Annotated in this window: 12 protein-coding genes; 7 read left to right on the top strand and 5 right to left on the bottom strand. The window is 70.6% G+C overall.

Features of this window, described 5'->3' with window-relative positions; all coding sequences use genetic code 11:
- Window positions 1–89 precede the first annotated feature (89 nt).
- The 5 genes from VT85_RS21820 to VT85_RS21800 all read left to right on the top strand — a co-directional run bounded on the left by VT85_RS21820 (window position 90) and on the right by VT85_RS21800 (window position 6,040).
- Window positions 90–641, top strand: coding sequence for a TetR family transcriptional regulator (locus VT85_RS21820; protein WP_068420004.1), 552 nt, complete (start codon window positions 90–92; stop codon window positions 639–641).
- Between the two features lie 34 nt (window positions 642–675).
- Window positions 676–1,152, top strand: coding sequence for a DUF302 domain-containing protein (locus tag VT85_RS21815; RefSeq protein ID WP_068420002.1), 477 nt, complete (start codon window positions 676–678; stop codon window positions 1,150–1,152).
- A gap of 80 nt (window positions 1,153–1,232) precedes the next feature.
- A complete protein-coding gene (gene xth / locus VT85_RS21810) occupies window positions 1,233–2,003 on the top strand; it encodes an exodeoxyribonuclease III (RefSeq protein ID WP_068420000.1) in 771 nt (256 codons plus the stop codon).
- 443 nt (window positions 2,004–2,446) lie between these two features.
- On the top strand, window positions 2,447–5,380 hold the full coding sequence (locus VT85_RS21805; protein WP_068419998.1) for a PVC-type heme-binding CxxCH protein: 2,934 nt from the start codon (window positions 2,447–2,449) through the stop codon (window positions 5,378–5,380).
- Between the two features lie 111 nt (window positions 5,381–5,491).
- Window positions 5,492–6,040 (top strand): hypothetical protein, encoded by a 549-nt coding sequence (locus VT85_RS21800; RefSeq protein WP_197490925.1) that lies wholly within the window; start codon window positions 5,492–5,494, stop codon window positions 6,038–6,040.
- A gap of 87 nt (window positions 6,041–6,127) precedes the next feature.
- Here the strand turns inward: VT85_RS21800 and VT85_RS21795 are convergent, their stop codons facing one another.
- Complete coding sequence (locus VT85_RS21795; RefSeq protein ID WP_068419996.1) at window positions 6,128–7,573, bottom strand: GntP family permease; 1,446 nt, start codon at window positions 7,571–7,573, stop codon at window positions 6,128–6,130.
- A 931-nt stretch (window positions 7,574–8,504) separates the two neighbouring features.
- On the opposite strand from VT85_RS21795, the gene VT85_RS21790 reads away from it, so the two are divergent.
- On the top strand, window positions 8,505–10,277 hold the full coding sequence (locus VT85_RS21790) for a hypothetical protein (protein WP_068419994.1): 1,773 nt from the start codon (window positions 8,505–8,507) through the stop codon (window positions 10,275–10,277).
- A 64-nt stretch (window positions 10,278–10,341) separates the two neighbouring features.
- Here VT85_RS21790 and VT85_RS21785 read toward each other — a convergent pair whose 3' ends face one another.
- Together VT85_RS21785 and VT85_RS21780 are read right to left on the bottom strand one after the other, a co-directional pair.
- The gene (locus VT85_RS21785) at window positions 10,342–12,060 is read right to left on the bottom strand and encodes a M3 family oligoendopeptidase (protein WP_068419993.1); all 1,719 of its coding nucleotides are present in this window, start codon (window positions 12,058–12,060) and stop codon (window positions 10,342–10,344) included.
- Window positions 12,061–12,111: 51 nt separating this feature from the next.
- Window positions 12,112–12,411 (bottom strand): hypothetical protein, encoded by a 300-nt coding sequence (locus tag VT85_RS21780; protein ID WP_068419991.1) that lies wholly within the window; start codon window positions 12,409–12,411, stop codon window positions 12,112–12,114.
- Between the two features lie 247 nt (window positions 12,412–12,658).
- Between VT85_RS21780 and VT85_RS21775 the strand changes: the two genes are divergently transcribed.
- Entirely contained in the window at window positions 12,659–13,699 is a 1,041-nt protein-coding gene (locus tag VT85_RS21775) for a TIM barrel protein (protein ID WP_197490924.1), read from the top strand.
- Window positions 13,700–13,782: 83 nt separating this feature from the next.
- On the opposite strand, the gene VT85_RS21770 is transcribed toward VT85_RS21775, so the two are convergent.
- Together VT85_RS21770 and uvrA are read right to left on the bottom strand one after the other, a co-directional pair.
- On the bottom strand, window positions 13,783–14,247 hold the full coding sequence (locus VT85_RS21770; RefSeq protein ID WP_156513011.1) for a hypothetical protein: 465 nt from the start codon (window positions 14,245–14,247) through the stop codon (window positions 13,783–13,785).
- Window positions 14,248–14,308: 61 nt separating this feature from the next.
- Entirely contained in the window at window positions 14,309–17,173 is a 2,865-nt protein-coding gene (gene uvrA / locus VT85_RS21765; protein ID WP_082858792.1) for an excinuclease ABC subunit UvrA, read from the bottom strand.
- Window positions 17,174–17,352: the final 179 nt, after the last annotated feature.

The raw sequence follows: 17,352 nt of genomic DNA, 5'->3' as shown, positions 1-17,352 counted from the left end.
GGAATTCCAATAAGATTTGACTCGACATTCAAATGCTAGGCGGTACAATTTGGATGTCAATCGAAATCCAAGAGATTGTCGGAGGCCCCATGAGGAAGTCGAAGGCGGAGGCCGCGGAGACCCGCAAGCGGATCGTCGCCGCCGCCGCGGCCGAGTTCCGCAGGCGCGGGATCGTCGCGACCGGGCTCGCCGACCTGATGAAGGCCGCCGGGCTCACCCACGGCGGGTTCTACAAGCATTTCAAGTCGAAGGACCAGCTCATCGCCGAGGCGTGCGCCGAGGCGGGGCGGGAGCTTTTCGAGAAGGTCTCGGCCAACGCCGCGAAGGGCTCGGCCGTCTCGTCGTACCTCTCCACGCGTCACCGGGATGACCCGGCCGCCGGATGCCCGCTCGCCGCGCTGGGGCCGGAGCTGGCGCGTTGCGACGAGAAGACGCGGGAAGCGGCGACGGCGGGCTTCGAGCGGCTCGTCGGCGTCCTCGCGGCAGAATTCGGCAAGCTCCCTCCCGAAGAAGCCCGGCGGCGCGCCCTGGCGTCGGCCGCGACCATGATCGGCGCCCTGGCGATGGCACGGATGGTCACCGACCCGGAGTTGTCGGCGGAGATCCTCCGGGAGGCGGAGTCGAGCATTTCCCATGCGTGATCGAGAAGGCGTTCATTTTCCCGGGAGGACGACGATGAACCGGATCAGCATCGAGCACGTTCGCCTGACGCTGGACAGGCCGTTCGACGCATTCAGAACGGCCTTCGAGGGTCAGCTCGGCCGGTTCGACCCGATCGCCTACGAGGCGTTGGAGCATGGAGACCCGAAGGCGGCGCGGTCGAAGCTCGAGTCCATGACGGGGCCGAGCGGCTTCATGCTGTTTCGAACGAGCGACCATGGCGCGGTCCTTCGGCTCGTCGGAGAACCGAGGAAGGCGATCCAGTACCTGCTCGGCAACCCCCTGATCGCCGTCGAGATGACCCGGCACGCCATCGGCGCGGCCCTCTACGCCCCTCTGCGCGTGCTGCTCTACGAGGACGGGGAAGGAAAGACCTGCGTGGAGTACGACCTCCCGTCGTCGCTCTTCGGGCAGTTCGGGAATGAGGAAGTCGACCGGGTGGCCGAGTCGCTGGACCGGAAGCTGGAGGCCTTGATCGCGGCGGCGGGATGAGACCGGCTGGAACCTGGACGGATGCGTCGGTGGTCGCGTGGCAGGTCGAACCGAGGCCCTCGGGCGGGTAGAATCGCGCCATGAAAATCGCCACCTACAACGTCAACAGCATCGGGGCCCGTCTGCCGGTGCTGCTCCACTGGCTCTCCAGCTCAAAGCCTGACGTCGCCTGCCTGCAGGAACTGAAGACCGTAGACGAGAAGTTCCCGGTCGAGGCCGTCCGCGACGCGGGCTACGAGGCGGTCTGGCATGGCCAGAAAGCCTGGAACGGCGTCGCCATCCTCTCCCGAGACGAGAAGCCCAGGGAGGTCCGGCGGGGCCTTCCCGGCGATCCGGACGACGCCCAGAGCCGCTACATCGAGGCCGTCGTGGGCGGGATCACCGTCGGCTGCCTCTACCTGCCCAACGGCAACCCGGCGCCCGGGCCAAAGTTCGACTACAAGTTGAAGTGGTTCGAGCGATTCCAGGCCCATGCGGCCGGCCTGCTCGAGTCGGGAGGCCCGGTCGTCCTCGCGGGCGATTACAACGTCATTCCGACCGATCGGGACGTCTACAAGCCCGAGCGGTGGGTCGACGACGCCCTGTTCCTCCCCGAGACGCGAGAGGCGTACCAGCGGCTGCTCGCCCAGGGCTGGATGGATGCTTTGCGGGCGATGCACCCCGACGAGACGCTCTACACCTTCTGGGACTACATGCGGGGGGCGTTCTCCCGAAACGCGGGTCTCCGGATCGACCATCTGCTGCTAAGCCCGGAGCTGGCACCGCGGCTGAAGGCCGCGGGCGTCAATAAGGACGTGCGAGCGATGGCGAAGACGAGCGACCACGCGCCGACGTGGGTTGAAGTGGAGTGAGGAGGGGTCGGGCGGACGCCGGGCGAAAGACTGCATCCGAGCGGCCGTCATGAGCCTTCTCGAGACCCTGGCTGCGGAGTGGTACGAGCACGCCGGGTCTATCGTCAGGACGAACGTGCTGACGGGGAAGCGTGCTGAAACGCATCGAGCTGTCAAGCGAAGCGGATTCGTGAGCCCGGCGTCGGGGGGCCGCCCGCGGCAGGTCATCCATCCGGTCAAGGCCGACCCCCATCGCTGAGGCGGCCGCGGCGAAACGCCTCCGCGTCGCCTACGCCTGGCTGAAGCCGTCCGGAGCGTTCGCGATCCGCTGGTAGCCTTGGGCCGAGGAACCGCGTGACCTCCAGGATCGGGAGCGACACCTCCCGGCGGTCGATTGCAACGCGATCTTGAGACGCTACATTGGACGTAACCCGCCCGCGCCGCCCGCCAAGGAGGAGACGACCATGGCCTCTCGCCCGATCCCGCTCGCCGTCCTGCTGCTTTGCTCGCTCATCGCCCAGGCCCCGGGACTCGCGATCGCCGAGGACCCCAGGCCACCGCTCGAGCCCGCCGAGGCGCAGGGGTTGTTCCGCGTCGACTCCGGGCTGAAGGTGGAGCTGGCGGCGGCCGAACCGCTCGTGATCGATCCGGTGGAGATCGCGTTCGACGAGCGCGGGCGGATGTGGGTCGTCGAGATGCGGGATTATCCCAACGGCCCCCCGGACGGCGGCGAGCCGCTGGGACGCATCAAGGTCCTCGAAGACGTCGATCGCGACGGGGTGTATGACAAGGCGACGGTCTTCGCCGACGGCCTGCTGTTCGCCAACGGCCTGATCCCCTGGCGCGACGGCGCGATCGTGACCATGGCGCCGTCGATCGTATTCCTCCGCGACACCGACGGCGACGGCAAGGCCGACGCCCGCGAAACGCTCTATCAGGGCTTCGCCACCGGCAACGTCCAGCTCCGCGTCAGCCACCCGACGCTCGGCCTCGACGGCTGGCTCTACGTCGGCAACGGCCTGCGCGGCGGGAACGTCGTCGCCGCGGACGCCAAGGGCGAGCCGATCGACCTCTCGGGCAAGGACCTCCGGTTCGACCCGACGCGCGGGCTCGCCGAGGCCGTTTCCGGCCCCGCCCAGTACGGCCTGACCTTCGACGCCTGGGGGAACCGCTTCGTCTGCGAGAACCGCCACCACCTCCGCCACGTCGTCTTCCCCGAGCAGGCCGCCCGCCGCAACCCCCGGCTGGCCGTCCGCGACGTCCTGCAAGATGTGCCCGTCGACGGCGAGGGGGGCCGGGTCTTCCCGATCAGCAAGTACTGGGTGACCTCCTCGCTGCACGCCGGGCAGTTCACCGCCTGCTGCGGCGTTCTGATCTACGGCGGCGACGCGCTGCCGGCCCCCTATCGCGGCGCGGGGTTCACCTGCGAGCCTACCGGGAACCTCGTCCACGCCGAGGTTCTGGAGCCCGACGGCGCCACCTTCCGCTCGCGGCCGATGCGCGAGGGGGTCGAGTTCCTGGCCTCCACCGACCCCTGGTTCCGTCCCGTAAACCTGACCGTCGGCCCGGATGGCGCGCTCTACGTCGTCGACATGTACCGCGCCGTCATCGAACACCCCGAATGGATGCCCGAGGAGCTGAAGAACCGCCCCGACCTTCGGCTCGGCGACGATCGCGGCCGCATCTGGAGGATCGTCCCGGAAGCGTCGAAGCCCGCCGATCCGGGCCGGTCCTTGATCGCGCCCGACGCCGACAAGCTCGCCCTGCTGGGCCACCCGAACTCCTGGCACCGCGACGTCGCGCGACGGCTGTTGAAGCAAGACCCCGAGAAGTTGCCGGTCGATCGGTTGGCCCCCCTCGTCGTCGGGGACGGGGAGGGCCTGGCGCGGGTGCAGGCCGCCTGGCTCCTGGAAGGGGCGGGCAAGCTGACCGACGACCAGGTCGTCGCCCTGCTCGACGCCGACTCCCCGCGCGTCCGCGAGCAGGCCGCGCTCCTCGCCGGCTCTCGGCTGGTCGCGAACGAGGCGATCCGGTCCCGCGTCGTCGCCCTGGCCGGCGACGCCGACCCCCGCGTGCGGTTCCAATCCGCGCTCGCGCTCGGGGCCTGGAACGACGCCGGCAAGGTCGAGCCGCTGACGACGATCGCCCTGGAAGGGGCGGGGGACCGCTGGACCCGGCTCGCGGTCGCGAGCGCCTTGCCCGACCACGCCGCCGACGTCTTCGCGAAGGTCCTCGACCGGCTCCGCGACCAGCCCGCCGACCCCGATCGGATCGCCCTGGTCGAGGAACTGGCCGCGCTGGTCGGCGCAGGGAAGGAGCCCGAGGAGACGGCGAAGGCCGTCGCCGCGCTCGACGCCCTCGATGGCCCGTCGACCGACGCCTGGCGGCTGGCGGCCCTGGACGGCCTCTCTGAAGGCGTGGCCCGCACCCGAATCACGTTCGGACGCTTTTTGGAGACGACCCCCGGGCCGACCGCCGAGGCGATCCGACGCATGCTCGCCCGCGCCTCGGCCGTCGCTTCGGACCCCTCGGCCGACGCGCCCAGTCGGCTCGCCGCCGTCCGGCTCCTGGCCTTCGCCGCCTATGAAGAGGCCGAGCCCGCGCTCACGGGCCTGCTGCTGAACGACCCCGACGAGGCGATCCGCGTGGCCGCCGCGCGGTCGCTGGGGAACCTCGGCCGTCCCGAGGCCGCCGACCGCCTGATCGAGCACTGGCGGAGCTACCTCCCCGCCGTCCGCCGCGCCGCGGCCGACGCCTTGCTCCGCGACGGGGCGCGGATCGCCCGGCTGCTCGACGCGATCGAGCAGGGGAAGGTCCTCCCCGGCGACCTCGACGCCGCCCAGGCGCAGCGGCTGCTGGCCTCCGCCGACCCGACGATCAAGGAGCGGGCGGGCAAGCTCCTGAGCCGCCCCGGCGGACGTCGCGAGGCGATTGCGGCGTACCGGCCCGCCGTGGCCGCCGCCGGCGACGTCGCCCGAGGCCGCGCCGTGTTCGAGGCCAACTGCGCCACCTGCCATCGCGTCGCGGACGTCGGCGTCGACGTCGGCCCCGACATCGCCGACACCCGCGTCCGCACCCGCGAGGCCCTCCTCGACGACATCCTCGACCCCAACCGGGCCATCGACGGCAACTACGTCGCCTACGCGGTCGCCACCTCCGACGGCGCCGTCTACGACGGCGTCATCGCCGCCCAGACCTCCTCCAGCCTCACCCTTAAGAGCCCCGACGGTAAGACCGAGATCCTCCTCCGAAGCGCCATCGACGAGATCCGCTCCACCGGCCAGTCGCTCATGCCCGAAGGCTTCGAGGAGAAGATCACCGTCCAGCAGATGGCCGACCTCCTCACCTTCCTGAAAGACTGGCGCTACCAGGACGGCTCCGTCCCGCTGGGCCGGTAGTCGCGACGCCCCCGCCGGACGACCGTCCCGGCGGGGGCCGACTGAGGTGAACGACCGGCCGGACGCATCAACGGCGAAGGCGGCTGAGATCAAGAGGCGGAGGCGAGAGCGGTGCCCCGACGTGACTTCCTCCGGCTGCCGGTCGTCTCCTCCGGAGCCGAGTATCTCGTGATGGGGTACCTGATGCGGCGGAACATCCTCGCCTACAAGGCCCCGCCGCATAACGAGGGCTACGACCTGATCTGCATCCACCCGGACCCCAGGCACGTCCCCGGCCCGGGCGAACTGGCCCAGGTGCGGGTCCAGGTCAAGAGCCGCTACGCCACCGACTGTGACCGAGGCTTCCCCGTCAAGGAGGTCAGCCTCGACGCCTTCGACTTCCTCGTGGTGGTCTTCCTCAACATCGGCAAGTTCTTCGGCAGGAACGAGGGCGGGACCGGCGAGCGGGAGCCCGAGTTCTACACCCTCCCCTGCGAGTTCATCCGGGAGCACCACGACGCCACGTCCTCGTGGCAGAAGGTCCGGTTGAAGAACCTGGGAGCCGAGATCGAGCCCTACAAGGCGCAGGCGGGGTTCGAATTGATCGCCGAGAAGTTGGGGGTTCACAAGCCGAGGAAGAATCGGGGCGTCATCGCCTGCGAAGACGAAAGCCAGCTATAGGGATCATCCGTCGGATCGACGACTGAATCCCGGCGACGCCTCGATCGGGCTCGCGGTCGGACTCTCGACCTGGCCCGGCCGTTCGCGTCAGAACGATCCGAAGACCGATCCCAGGACGATGACGACGGCGGACGCGATGATCGTGCTGACCACCACGGTCATCACCATGTCGCGGTAGCTCTCGCGGTGGCTGAGCCCGCAGACCTGGAGCACCGTCAGGACCGTGCCGTTGTGCGGCAGGGCGTCGAGCGTGCCGGCGCTGATCGTGGCCACGCGATGCATCAACGCGGGGTCGATGCCGTGCTCGGCGGCGAGGCGGAGGTAGGTGTCGCCGAGCGCGTCGAGCGCGATCGTCATCCCGCCGGAGGCCGAACCGGTCAGCCCGGCGAGCGTGTTCATCGCCACGGTGAGCGAGATCAGCGGCCCGCCTTGAATCGACAGGACGGCGTCGCGGATCGCCGCGAACGCGGGCAGGGCCGCCACGACGGCGCCGAAGCCGACGACGCTGCCGACCGTCAGGACCGGCAAGACCGAGGAATTGGCGCCGGCGTCGAGGCTCTCGCGCAAGGACGGGAGGCGACGGAAATTGAACCCGACGACGATCAAGGACCCCACCGCGAGCGCCACGGAAACCGACCAGACGCCGGCCACCGCCTCGATCGTGGTCCCGCCCCACGCGTCCCGTCCCAGGAACGCGAAGTCCATGCGGGGGAGCACGACCAGCGACAGCAGGAAGTTCATCGCGATCACCCCGACGAGGGGCAGCACGGCGACGCCGGCGGGGGGATTCTCGTTGCTGCGCCGGCCGTGAAGGATCTCGGCGGGATCGAATTCGCCGGCCGTCGTCGCATGCTCGCGGATCAATTCGTCGATGACGGGAACGCCCGCGGGAGCGCCGCCGTAACCCTCGCCGGCCAGCCGCGCGGCCTTTTGCGCGCGGCCGAGCCACCACATGCCGAAGGCCATGGTGACGAGAGAAGCGATGCAGCCGAGCCCGGGCGCCGCGAAGGGCGTGGTGCCGAAGTAAGGCATCGGGATGGCGTTGTTGACCGAGGGCGAACCCGGCAGCGCCGACATCGTGAACGTGAACGCGCCGAGACAGATCGTCGCCGGCATCAGGCGGCGCGGGATGTCGGCCGTTCGGAACATCTGCTCCGCCATGGGGACCAGCACGAAGAAGGCGACGAAGACGCTGACCCCGCCGTAGGTGACGACGGCCGAGGCGAGAACGACCGAGAGCATCGCGCGCTCGGCCCCCAGCCGTTCGGTCAGGTAGCGCGCGATCGAGGAGATGGAGCCGCTGTCGTCCATGAGTTTGCCGAACACGCCGCCGAGCAGGAACAACGGGAACCATTTGGCGACGAACCGGGACGTGCTCCCCATGAAGGTCTGCGTCCAGTGCGCCAAGAGCGGCTCGCCCGCCATCGCGGCGGCCAGCAGTGCGGCCAGCGGGGCCACCAGCAACACGCTCCATCCCCGGAAGGCCAGCCACATCAGAACAGCCAGCGCGACCGCGATCCCAAGGAGCCCCATCCTTCAGTCCCCCGTCAAGAATTCTCGAGACTGCGAGTCGGGCCGCCGCCCACTCGACCCGACCGACGGACCAGCGGAGCTTCGCCGCGCGCCACCAAGAAAATAAGTGGGATCGCCATTCGCTTCAAGGACTCCATGCGGAAAGGGACCGAGGCGGGGAGCGCGACACGGGCCTCGCCTCGGAGTCCCCGGGGGTTCTCGGAGCGTGCGCTGCGCCTGAAGCCGGAGGTCGAACGACTTGCTCGAGGCGCGCACGCGGATGAACGGAGATGCTATGATGCGGCGGTAGGGCTTCAACCGCCGCATGGGGATGGCGCCGCTTGCCCGTCAGTCTCACGAGCCAGTCCGAGGGGGAACGCGTGGAGGACCATCCGGATCCGATCGAGGAGGCCATGCTCGAAGCGATCGCCGCGCAGGCGGCGGCGGAACCGGGTCCGGGTCCGGAGGCGGCGGACGGTGCGACTGCGGGGGAGGACGTCGGGCCGGTCGAGCCGATCGCGACATATTGCGATCGCCTGGGCCTGGACGTCCCCGCTCGACTAAGGCTGTTCCAGGCGTCCTGTCGGATGGTCCATGAGGCCCACGGCCGGGGCCGGATCTTCGGCGACCTGGAGCCGTCTCGACTCGGGGCCACCGCCGACGGCGAGCCTGTCCTGATCGCGATCGGCGAGGAGAGGACCGACGATCCGGAGGCGCTCGGTGCCGCCACGAGCCCGGAGCAGGTCCTCGGCGAGCCCCCACGACGGCTTCCGACGTCTACGCCCTGGGCGTCGCGCTTTATGAGCTGCTGGCCGGGAGGCCGCCGATCGCGGTCGATCCGTCGGACCCCTCGGCGACCGCCCTGGCGATCAGCGAGCAGGCCCCGGAGCGCCCCAGCCGGGCCGCGCCCCGGGAGCGTCGCCCGGCGATCGGTCGGGACCTCGACTCGATCGTGCTGGAGGCGCTTCACAAGGAACCGGAGCGGCGGTACGCCTCGGCCTCGGCCCTGGCGGACGACCTCGACGCCGTGCTCGCCGGCCTGCCGATCCGGGCCGGGCGGACCTCGGAATGGGGCCGCGTCGTCCGCTTCGTCAGGCGCCAGAGGTGGATCGCGGCGGCCGTGCTGGCGGGGCTCGGCGCGGCGATCGCCTGGGGGGGCTGGATGGTTCGCGAGTCTTGGAACCTGCGCCGCGAGCTGGAGCGGGCCGCCGTCTCGTCCGCCCGGTCGCGGGACGCGATGGCCACGACCCTCGACCGCCTGACCGACGACGAGTCGGCGATCGGCGACGCGGCCTCGCTGCGTCGGGACCTGCTGACCGAGGCTCGGCGCTACTACCATGACAGGGCCGTCGACGCCGAATCCGACAAGGGCCCGGAGGCGGCGGTGGAGGCGGCCGACGCCGTCACCCGGGTCGCGGCGATCGACGGGGCGCTGGGCGGTCGCGCGGAGGCCGTGGCTGGGTTTCGCACGGCGGTCGACCTCTGGAAATCCCTGGCCGTTCGCCACCTCGGCGACCCGAGCTACGCCGAGCGGTTGGCCGAGGCCCGCGCCGGGCTGGGCCGCGCGCTCGACCCCGGCGCCAGGGCCCCGAAGGCCGGGGCTGAAACCGAAGCCGAAGCCGAAACGGAGGCCGCCCTGACGACCCTCGATGCGGCCCGCGAGGGGTATCTCGCGCTCGCCGACGCCCTCCCCGACGAGCCCCGCATCCGCCGTCGCCTGGCCCGGGTCCTGCACGACCAGGCCGAAATCCACCGTCGGCGGGGGGACGACCTGGCGGCCCTCGGCGCGCTTCGTCCCGCTATCCGGCTCCTGGAGGAGTTGAACTGGGCCGAGCCGGGGCGGCTGGAGACGCGGATCGAGCTGGCCTCCGCCTTCGGCCTGATGGCCCGGATCATGGGCACCCGCGAAGACGGCCTGGCCTCGGCGGCCATCGCCCTGGACCGTGCGGTGTCCCTGCTCGACGCGACCCCGCCGCCGGACGGGTCCTCTCCCCGCGTCGCCTCCGACACGGCGGCCAGGCTGATCGACATGGCCGACCTCCACCGGTCGGCCGGCGAGATCAAGACCGCCGTCGACGCCCTGACGCGCGCCACGGCCCTGCTGGAAAACCTCGCCGCCCGATTCCCCGCCGACGCCTCCTACCGCGCCGAGCTGGCCTCGGCGTACAACCTCGACGCCGAGATGCTCCGCGATCGGGGGCGGCGACCCGAGGCGACGGCCCGCGCGGAGAAGGCCCAGGCGTTGCTCGAACGCCTCATCGTCGAACAGCCCGAGGAGCCCCGGCACGCCGGCGCGCTGGCCTTCACGCGGCAGCTCCGCGGCCGGATGCTCGCCCAGGACGGCCGCTTCGCCGAGGCCCTGAAGGCCTTCCAGAGCGCCGCCGACCTGCTCGAAGGCCGGAAGGATCGCGCCGCGGCCGACTCCTACGCGCTGGCCTGCAACCTCTCGCTCGGACTCACGCTCATCGGCGTCAAGGAGGGCGGTAGGCCGATCGAGGACGCCGACGATCCGTCCCTCACCCCCACCGACCGCCTTCGTCGCGACGTCTACGCCCGACGCGCCGTCAGCGCCCTCCGCCAGGCCGTCGCCGGGGGCTACGACCGCTACGAAGTCTACCGCCAGGACCCCGCCCTCGACCCCCTCCGCTCCCGCGAAGACTTCAAGAAGCTCCTCGCCGACCTCGCCGCCAAGAGCGTCCCGGCGACGCCCGCCCCGGCCGGATGAGCCGACCCCCGCATCCCTTTTCCGCCGGGGAAGGGGGATGCGGGTGGGGCGGGGCGGTGCGTCTTTACGGAGCCAGGCGATTCAATTCCTCGCCGATCGTCGCCATGAGGGGGGCGATGGTCTCGGCGTCGAAGGCGAAGTGGGCGCCGGCGGCCTTGAACAACTGGGGGAGCGGCGCCGCGCCGCCGATGGCCAGCGCCTTGCGATAGGAGGCGACGGCCGCCGGGCGGTTGGTCAGGCTCCGCTTCCAGATCTGCAAGGCGCCGAGCTGCGCCAGGCCGTACTCGATGTAGTAGAACGGGTACAGGAAAATGTGGAGCTGGCGGTGCCAGGAGTGGTCTCGGGCCTCTTCCAGCCCCGACCAGTCGACGTCCCCGCCGAACCGCTGGATCAGGCCGCGCCAGGCCGCCCGGCGCTCGTCTCGGGTGTGGTCGGGGTTGGTGTAGATCCAGTGCTGGAAGGCGTCGACGGTGGCGATCCAGGGGAGGATGGTGACGATCCCCTCCAGCAGCTTGCGGTACGATCGCTCGGCCTGCTCGCCGTCGTAGAAGGGGTCCGCGACCCCCGCGCCGAGGAGCTCCATGGTCATGGAGGCGACCTCGCAGAACTCCAGGGGGCACTCGCGATACGCGGCGAGCGGCTCCCCGCGCGAGGCGAGGGTGTGGAAGGCGTGGCCCCCCTCGTGGAGCAGGGTGCGGACGTCGGAGTCGACCCCCACGGCGTTCATGAAGATGAACGGCAGCCGATCGGCCTCGAACGTCGTCTGATAGCCGCCGGGGGCCTTCCCCTTGCGGTTGGCCAGGTCCAGCAGCTTGTGCTCGCGCATGTAGCCGAACTGGTCGGCGAGTTCCGGGTCGACCTCGCGGAAGATGGCCTCGGCCCCCTCGGCGAGGCGGTCCACGTCCTCGAACGGCTTCAACGGCGGCCGGCCGAGCGGGTCGGCCGAGAGGTCCCAGGGGCGGAGCGAATCCACGCCCAGCCCCGCGCGGTGCTCGCGATGGATCTCGGCGGCGAGGGGGACGACCGTCTTCTCGATCGCCTCGTGGAACTTCGCGGCGTCGGCCGGGCCGTAATCGAACCGCTCGCGGTTGCGGTAGGCGTAGGCGACGTAGTCGGCGAAGCCGGCCTCGCGGGCGATCTCCAGGCGGATCCCCTTCATCTCGTCGAACAACTCGTCGAGCTTTTCGCGGTCGACCAGCCGGCGCTCGGCGGCGAGCGTCCAGGCCTGGCGGCGTACCTCGCGGTCGGGCGACTCCAAAAACGGCGAGAGCTGCGCCAGCGTCCGCTCCTGGCCCTGGAACTCCACGGTCATCGCGCCGACGGCCTTCTGGTACTGCTGCTCCAGCTCCGCGAGCCGCGTCTCGCGGGGGATGTTGGCCTCGCGATAGAGGGCCCGGCGGTTCTCCAGCGAGCGGCTGAAGACGTGGTAGCGCTCCGTCGGGAGCCCCGCGCGGCCGGGGGCGTCGAGGAACTTGTTGCGGACCTCGTTCAGATAGGGCTTGAGCTTGGGCTCGACCTCGCGGACGAACTCCAGGTACGCGGCCTCGCGCGCGGGGTCGTCGGTCTGGCAGGTCATGGCGACGTACCGCGAGGTCCCCTCCTGGCCGACGACCGCGTTCAGCTCGCCCGAGGCGGTCAGCCAGGCTTCGACCTGCTCGGGCGTGTCGACGGGCATCGCCAGCAGCTTCTGATACCAGGGCTCGATCTGCTCCCAGGTCTTCAGCTCGACGCCCTCGGGGAGCCAGCGGCGGGGGTACGTCTCGGGTTCGTAAGTCGTGGTCATCGGGCCTGCCTGTCTTCCTCGGTCAAGGGGGAGAGTTGATCCGTCGGGGGCTCAGGGGAGGCTCGCCTGGACGCACCAGGCCCCGGCGAAGATCCAGAAGGACATGGCGGCCGTCCCCACGACGAGGACCAGGGTCGTCGCGGCGAGGGCCTCGGCGTGCTCGAGCAGACCCCGGGCCAGGCCGATCGAGCCGATCGTCTGGAACAGGGCCATGACCGCCGCCAGGCCCAGCGCGACCGCGCCGATGCCGGTGACGAAGACGATCACGCCGACCCGGCCGGCGGGGTCGCGGCACATCGCCATGAGCAGCGCCAGGATGAAGATGACGAACGCGAGAGTCTGGAGCTTCACCCGCCGGCCCTCTCCGCTCGGCCCGCTTCCGGCCCTCCGCCGCAACTGGGATCATCCCCGCGCGGCCCGGCCGCTGTCAACGCCCCGCGACGGCCGACCGTCGAAGTCACAGGCCCATTGAGCGGCCGGCCGCGTTCGGATTAGAGTACTAGGGCCGACGGCGAACCGCCCGTCGGCCCCCCCACGCGAGCGAGGCCGCGACAGCACGCCTGTCAGTCCGACTGCCAGTCCCCGGAGCATGCGACGCATGAGCACCCCGACCAAGTATCGTTTCACCTTCGGCCCCTGGAACATCAGCACCGGCGCCGACCCCTTCGGCCCTCCCGCCCGCAAGGAGATGGAATACGCCCGCAAGCTGAAGACCTATAAAGAGCTCGGGTTCGACGGCGTCCAGTTCCACGACGACGACATCGTGCCGGCCGACCTCGACTGGCAGGCGACCCTGAAGGGGACCGCCGAGGTCAAGAAGATCCTCGACGGCGAGGGCCTGTTCGTCGAGATCATCGCCCCCCGGCTCTGGGAAGATCCCCGCACCCTCGACGGCGGGTTCACCTCGAACGACCCCAAGGAACGGCAGTACGCCATCGACCGCGCCAAGCGGTGCGCCGACCTGGCGAACGAGGTAGGCTGCAAGAACTACGTCCTCTGGCTGGCCCGCGAAGGGACCTATATCCGCGAGGCCAAGTGCGCCAAGACGGCCGTCGCCCGGATCGTCGACGCCTGGAGCGCGATCCTCGAGCACAACAAGGACATCCGGATCCTCGGCGAGGCCAAGCCCAACGAGCCGACCGACTCCGCCTACATCCCGACCGTCGGCCACATGATGGCGATCGGCTACAAGACCGTCGACCCGGCCCGCTCGGGCGTCCTGATCGAGAGCGCCCACTCGCTGCTCGCCGGCCTCGACCCCTCCGACGACATGGCCTTCGCCCTCTACCACGGCAAGCTCTGGAGCGTCCACCTGAACGACCAGAACGGCCTGAAGTACGACCAGGACAAGACCTTCGGGTCGGTCAACCTGCGCCAGGCGTTCAACCAGGTCTGGGTGCTCGACAAGAACGGCTTCGGCCAGAACGGCGAGTGCGTCGGCCTGGACGTCAAGGCCATGCGCACCACCACCTTCGAGGACTCGCTCCAGCACCTGTCCAACTCGAAGACCATGTTCCTCCGCCTCCTCGACGTCGTCCGCGCCGCCGACGAGAAGAAGATCGAGGAGCTCCGCGCCGCCAAGAAGTACGAGCAGCTCGATCTGCTCATCATGAACATGCTGATGGGCAAGGCGGGCTGATCCCGGCCCGACCCGCCCGTTGAGAAAGAGGCAGGAGCCGCAGGGGGGGACGGATCCCCATCGCATCCGCCTCGTCCTTCATGTCACTTGTGGGGAGAAACGGGCCGGACCAGGCCGATGACGAAGGCCAGGGAGATCAAAATTCCGCCCGTGACCACGGTGGCGAGGAAGCCGCCGAGCATGGTGATGATGGGGATGAACTCCCTCTGCGCCGCCCTGGCCGCGGCGACGCCCATCATCCCGGCGGTCAGATGCACAATCGGGAAAAGCTGGGCGGCGGCGACGATCCAGCCACCATAAATCAGCGCGGACCTCGCCCCTGGCAGGTTCGAGCATGTTCGCCACCCCAGCCCGAACAAGACGAGAATTCCGCCCAGCATCCCAATCTTGCCACTGAGGTTGGTCGTCGACATCCCGAACCCAAGCGGGACGACCAGATTCGTCATGAAGACGGCGCACCAAGCCTCCAACGGCGACGGGCCGATTGTTCTCTTGTCGATCTTGTCGGCCATGGGATCTTCGAAATCCGGATCAACGGGTCGCGTCATGTCACATCTCTTGTCTGGGTCCTGACGTCCGAGGTTGATCCATAGGGGCGGACACCAACCTTCACGTTCCTCCTCGGTCCGCGAGCGCGGCCTTCAGATACGCCCCAGTCAGGCTCTCCGGCACCTCGGCCACCTCGGCGGGCGTCCCCATCGCGACGACGCGACCGCCACGGGCGCCGGCCTCGGGGCCGAGGTCCACGACCCAGTCGGCGGCGGCGACCACGTCGAGGTCGTGTTCGATGACGACGAGGGTGTTCCCCTGGTCGGCCAGGCGTTCCAGCACGCCGAGCAGGCGGTCCACGTCGGCGAAGTGCAGGCCGGTCGTCGGCTCGTCCAGGATGTAGAGCCGATCGCCGCCGACCGGCCGGGCCAGGTGGGCCGCCAGCTTCACGCGCTGGGCCTCGCCGCCGGAGAGGGTCGCGCCGGACTGGCCGAGCGTCAGGTAGCCCACGCCGACGTCGTGCAGCGCCCGGAGGCCGGGCAGGACGCGGGGCTGGGCTTCGAAGAAGGAGAGGGCCTCGTCGACCCGCAGGTCGAGCACGTCACCGATCGAATGGTCCTTGAACAGGATCTCGAGCGTCTGTCGGTTGAATCGCTTGCCCCGGCAGTCCTCGCAGACGACGTACAGGTCGGGGAGGAACTGCATCGGCACGCGGCGCCGCCCCAGGCCCTGGCAGGTCTCGCACCGCCCCCCCCTGGCGTTGAAGCTGAACCGCGCGGGGCCGTAGCCCCGGGTGCGGGCCTCGCGAGCCTTGGCGAAGACGCGGCGGATCTCGTCGAAGACGCCGGCGAACGTCGCGGGGGTCGATCGGGGCGTGCGGCCGATGGGGGACTGGTCGACCTCGACCATCGCCGTCAGCGAATCCCAGCCGCTGATCCGGCCCAGCTCGGGGGCCTCGCGGAGCGAAGCCCGGTCGCGGCGGCGGAAGGCCCGCGCCAAAACGTCGAAGACCAGCGTGCTCTTGCCCGAGCCGCTGACGCCCGTCACGCACGTCAACGCGCCGAGCGGGATGCGGACGTCGATCTCCCGAAGGTTGTGGACGGTCGAGCCCCGGATCGTGATCCATCCCGGCGATCTCGCCAGCCGGTCCGAGCGCGTGGGCGCGTGGCGATCCTCGCCCCGGAGGCGACGGCCGGTGAGCGAGGCGGGGGCCTCCGCGATCCGCGCCGGCGGGCCCTCGGCGACGATCGAGCCGCCGTCCGGCCCGGCGCCGGGACCGACGTCGATGATCCAGTCGGCCGCGCGGATCACGGCCTCGTCGTGCTCGACGACGAGCACGCTGTTCCCCAGGTCCTTCAGCTTGCGGAGGCCGTCCAGGAGCCGGTCGGTGTCGCGGGCGTGGAGCCCGGCGGTGGGCTCGTCGAGGACGTAGCAGACGCCGATGAGATCCGAGCCGAGCTGGGTCGCCAGCCGGACGCGCTGAAGCTCCCCGCCCGAGAGCGTCCGCGCGCCTCGACCGAGGGTCAGGTACTCCAGGCCGACGTCCGCCAGGAATCGCAGCCGCCCCCGGATCTCGCGGAGCAGGGGGGCGGCGACGGCTTCCCCCTCCTCGTCGAACCGGAGCCCGTCGAAGAACGCCCGCGCCTCCTCGATGGTCAGGTCGGAGGCCTGGGCGATGGATTTCCCGCCGATCCGCGCCGCGAGGGCCTCGGGGCGGAGCCGCGCGCCCCGGCAGTCGGGGCAGGGGACCTCCTCCCGGTACGCGGCGAGCGTCGCCTTCACCGCGGCGCGATCGGTCGTCCGGTCGCGCTCCGCCAGCCCCGCCAGCACGCCGGGGAAGCCCCCCGCCTCGCCGTGCAGGAAGGCCTCGAAGGCCGCCTCGGGCCATTTCGCGAGCGGGACGTTTCGACGGAGCTTGTGGCGGTCGAGGAACGCGCCGAGAGCCGGGTCGTTGGAATGGGCCTCGCGGAGCCGGACGCCCAGCTTCGTCCAGGGCTCGACCGCGCCCTGGTCCAGCGACTTCGCCCGGTCGGGGATCACGAGGTCGGCCTGGAACACGGAGACGGCGCCTAGGCCGTCGCAGCGCGGGCAGGCCCCCTGCGGGCTGTTGAAGCTGAACTCGCGAGGCTCCAGGGCCGGCAGGCTGACGCCGCAGTCCGGGCAGGCGTGGTGGACGCTCATCGGCCGGTCCTGCCACGCGCCGTCGACCTCGGCGGTGACGGCGACGACCCCTTCGGACAGCTTCAGCGCCAGGTTGAGGCTCTCGGCGAGCCGGGGGCCGACCCCCTCGCGGATCACCAGGCGGTCGACCACGGCCTCGATCGTGTGCTTCTTCGTTCTGGCGAGCTTGGGCGGCTCCTCCACCTCGACGACCTCGCCGTCGACCCGAGCCCGGATCAGGCCCGCGCGGCGGATCGTCTGGAAGACCTCGGCGTGCGCCCCCTTGCGGCCCCGGACAAGCGGGGCGAGGACCATGATCCGCCGGCCGGTCGGATAGGCCAGGACGGTCGCGGCCATCTGCTCGGGGGTCTGGCTGCGGATCGGCAGTCCGCACTTCGGGCAGTGGGGGGCGCCCAGGCGAGAGAAGAGGACGCGCAGGGAGTCGTTGATCTCGGTCAGCGTGCCGACGGTGCTTCGCGGACTGGGCCGCCCGGCGTGCTGGTCGATCGCCACCGTCGGCGGCAGGCCGTCGATCTGGTCGACGTCCGGGCGCTCGATCTGGTCGAGGAACTGGCGGGCGTAGCTGGAGAGGCACTCGACGTACCGCCGACGCCCTTCGGCGAAGATCGTGTCGAACGCCAACGAACTCTTGCCCGAGCCGCTGACCCCGGTCAGGACGACCAACGCGTCGCGCGGGACGTCCACGTCCACGCCCTTCAAGTTGTGCGTCCGCGCCCCCCGGACCGCGATCGCCGCCGTCGGCCCCGATCCCGATCCCGGCTTCGGCTCCGGCTCTCGCGCCGCGTCCTGCGTCCCGCTCGCCATGACACTCGTCCCCGCCCGCCGCGAACCGTCCCGAGGGGCCGACGCGCGGCCGCCTCGCCCGGCTCGATTATAGGCGACGACGGCGGATCGGCCGAGGCGGCCGTGCGGCGGGGCCTCGGGCTTTTTCGCGGCCGGGGCGTCTGGTACACTTGTCGTCGCGGGGCCGGCGCCTCTCGCCG

The sequence above is a fragment of the Planctomyces sp. SH-PL62 genome (genome assembly GCF_001610895.1).
GTDB lineage: Bacteria > Planctomycetota > Planctomycetia > Isosphaerales > Isosphaeraceae > Paludisphaera.
Note: the sequence above shows the minus strand (reverse complement) of the source record. Positions and strands in the feature narration are given on the sequence as shown.

Bases quoted from the DNA above. Each gene is read 5' to 3' on its own strand.
- VT85_RS21820 (WP_068420004.1), top strand. From the start codon at position 90: ATGAGGAAGTCGAAGGCGGAGGCCGCGGAGACCCGCAAGCGGATCGTC.
- VT85_RS21815 (WP_068420002.1), top strand. From the start codon at position 676: ATGAACCGGATCAGCATCGAGCACGTTCGCCTGACGCTGGACAGGCCG.
- xth (WP_068420000.1), top strand. From the start codon at position 1,233: ATGAAAATCGCCACCTACAACGTCAACAGCATCGGGGCCCGTCTGCCG.
- VT85_RS21805 (WP_068419998.1), top strand. From the start codon at position 2,447: ATGGCCTCTCGCCCGATCCCGCTCGCCGTCCTGCTGCTTTGCTCGCTC.
- VT85_RS21795 (WP_068419996.1), bottom strand. From the start codon at position 7,573: ATGGGGCTCCTTGGGATCGCGGTCGCGCTGGCTGTTCTGATGTGGCTG.
- VT85_RS21785 (WP_068419993.1), bottom strand. From the start codon at position 12,060: ATGACCACGACTTACGAACCCGAGACGTACCCCCGCCGCTGGCTCCCC.
- VT85_RS21775 (WP_197490924.1), top strand. From the start codon at position 12,659: ATGAGCACCCCGACCAAGTATCGTTTCACCTTCGGCCCCTGGAACATC.
- VT85_RS21770 (WP_156513011.1), bottom strand. From the start codon at position 14,247: ATGACGCGACCCGTTGATCCGGATTTCGAAGATCCCATGGCCGACAAG.
- uvrA (WP_082858792.1), bottom strand. From the start codon at position 17,173: ATGGCGAGCGGGACGCAGGACGCGGCGCGAGAGCCGGAGCCGAAGCCG.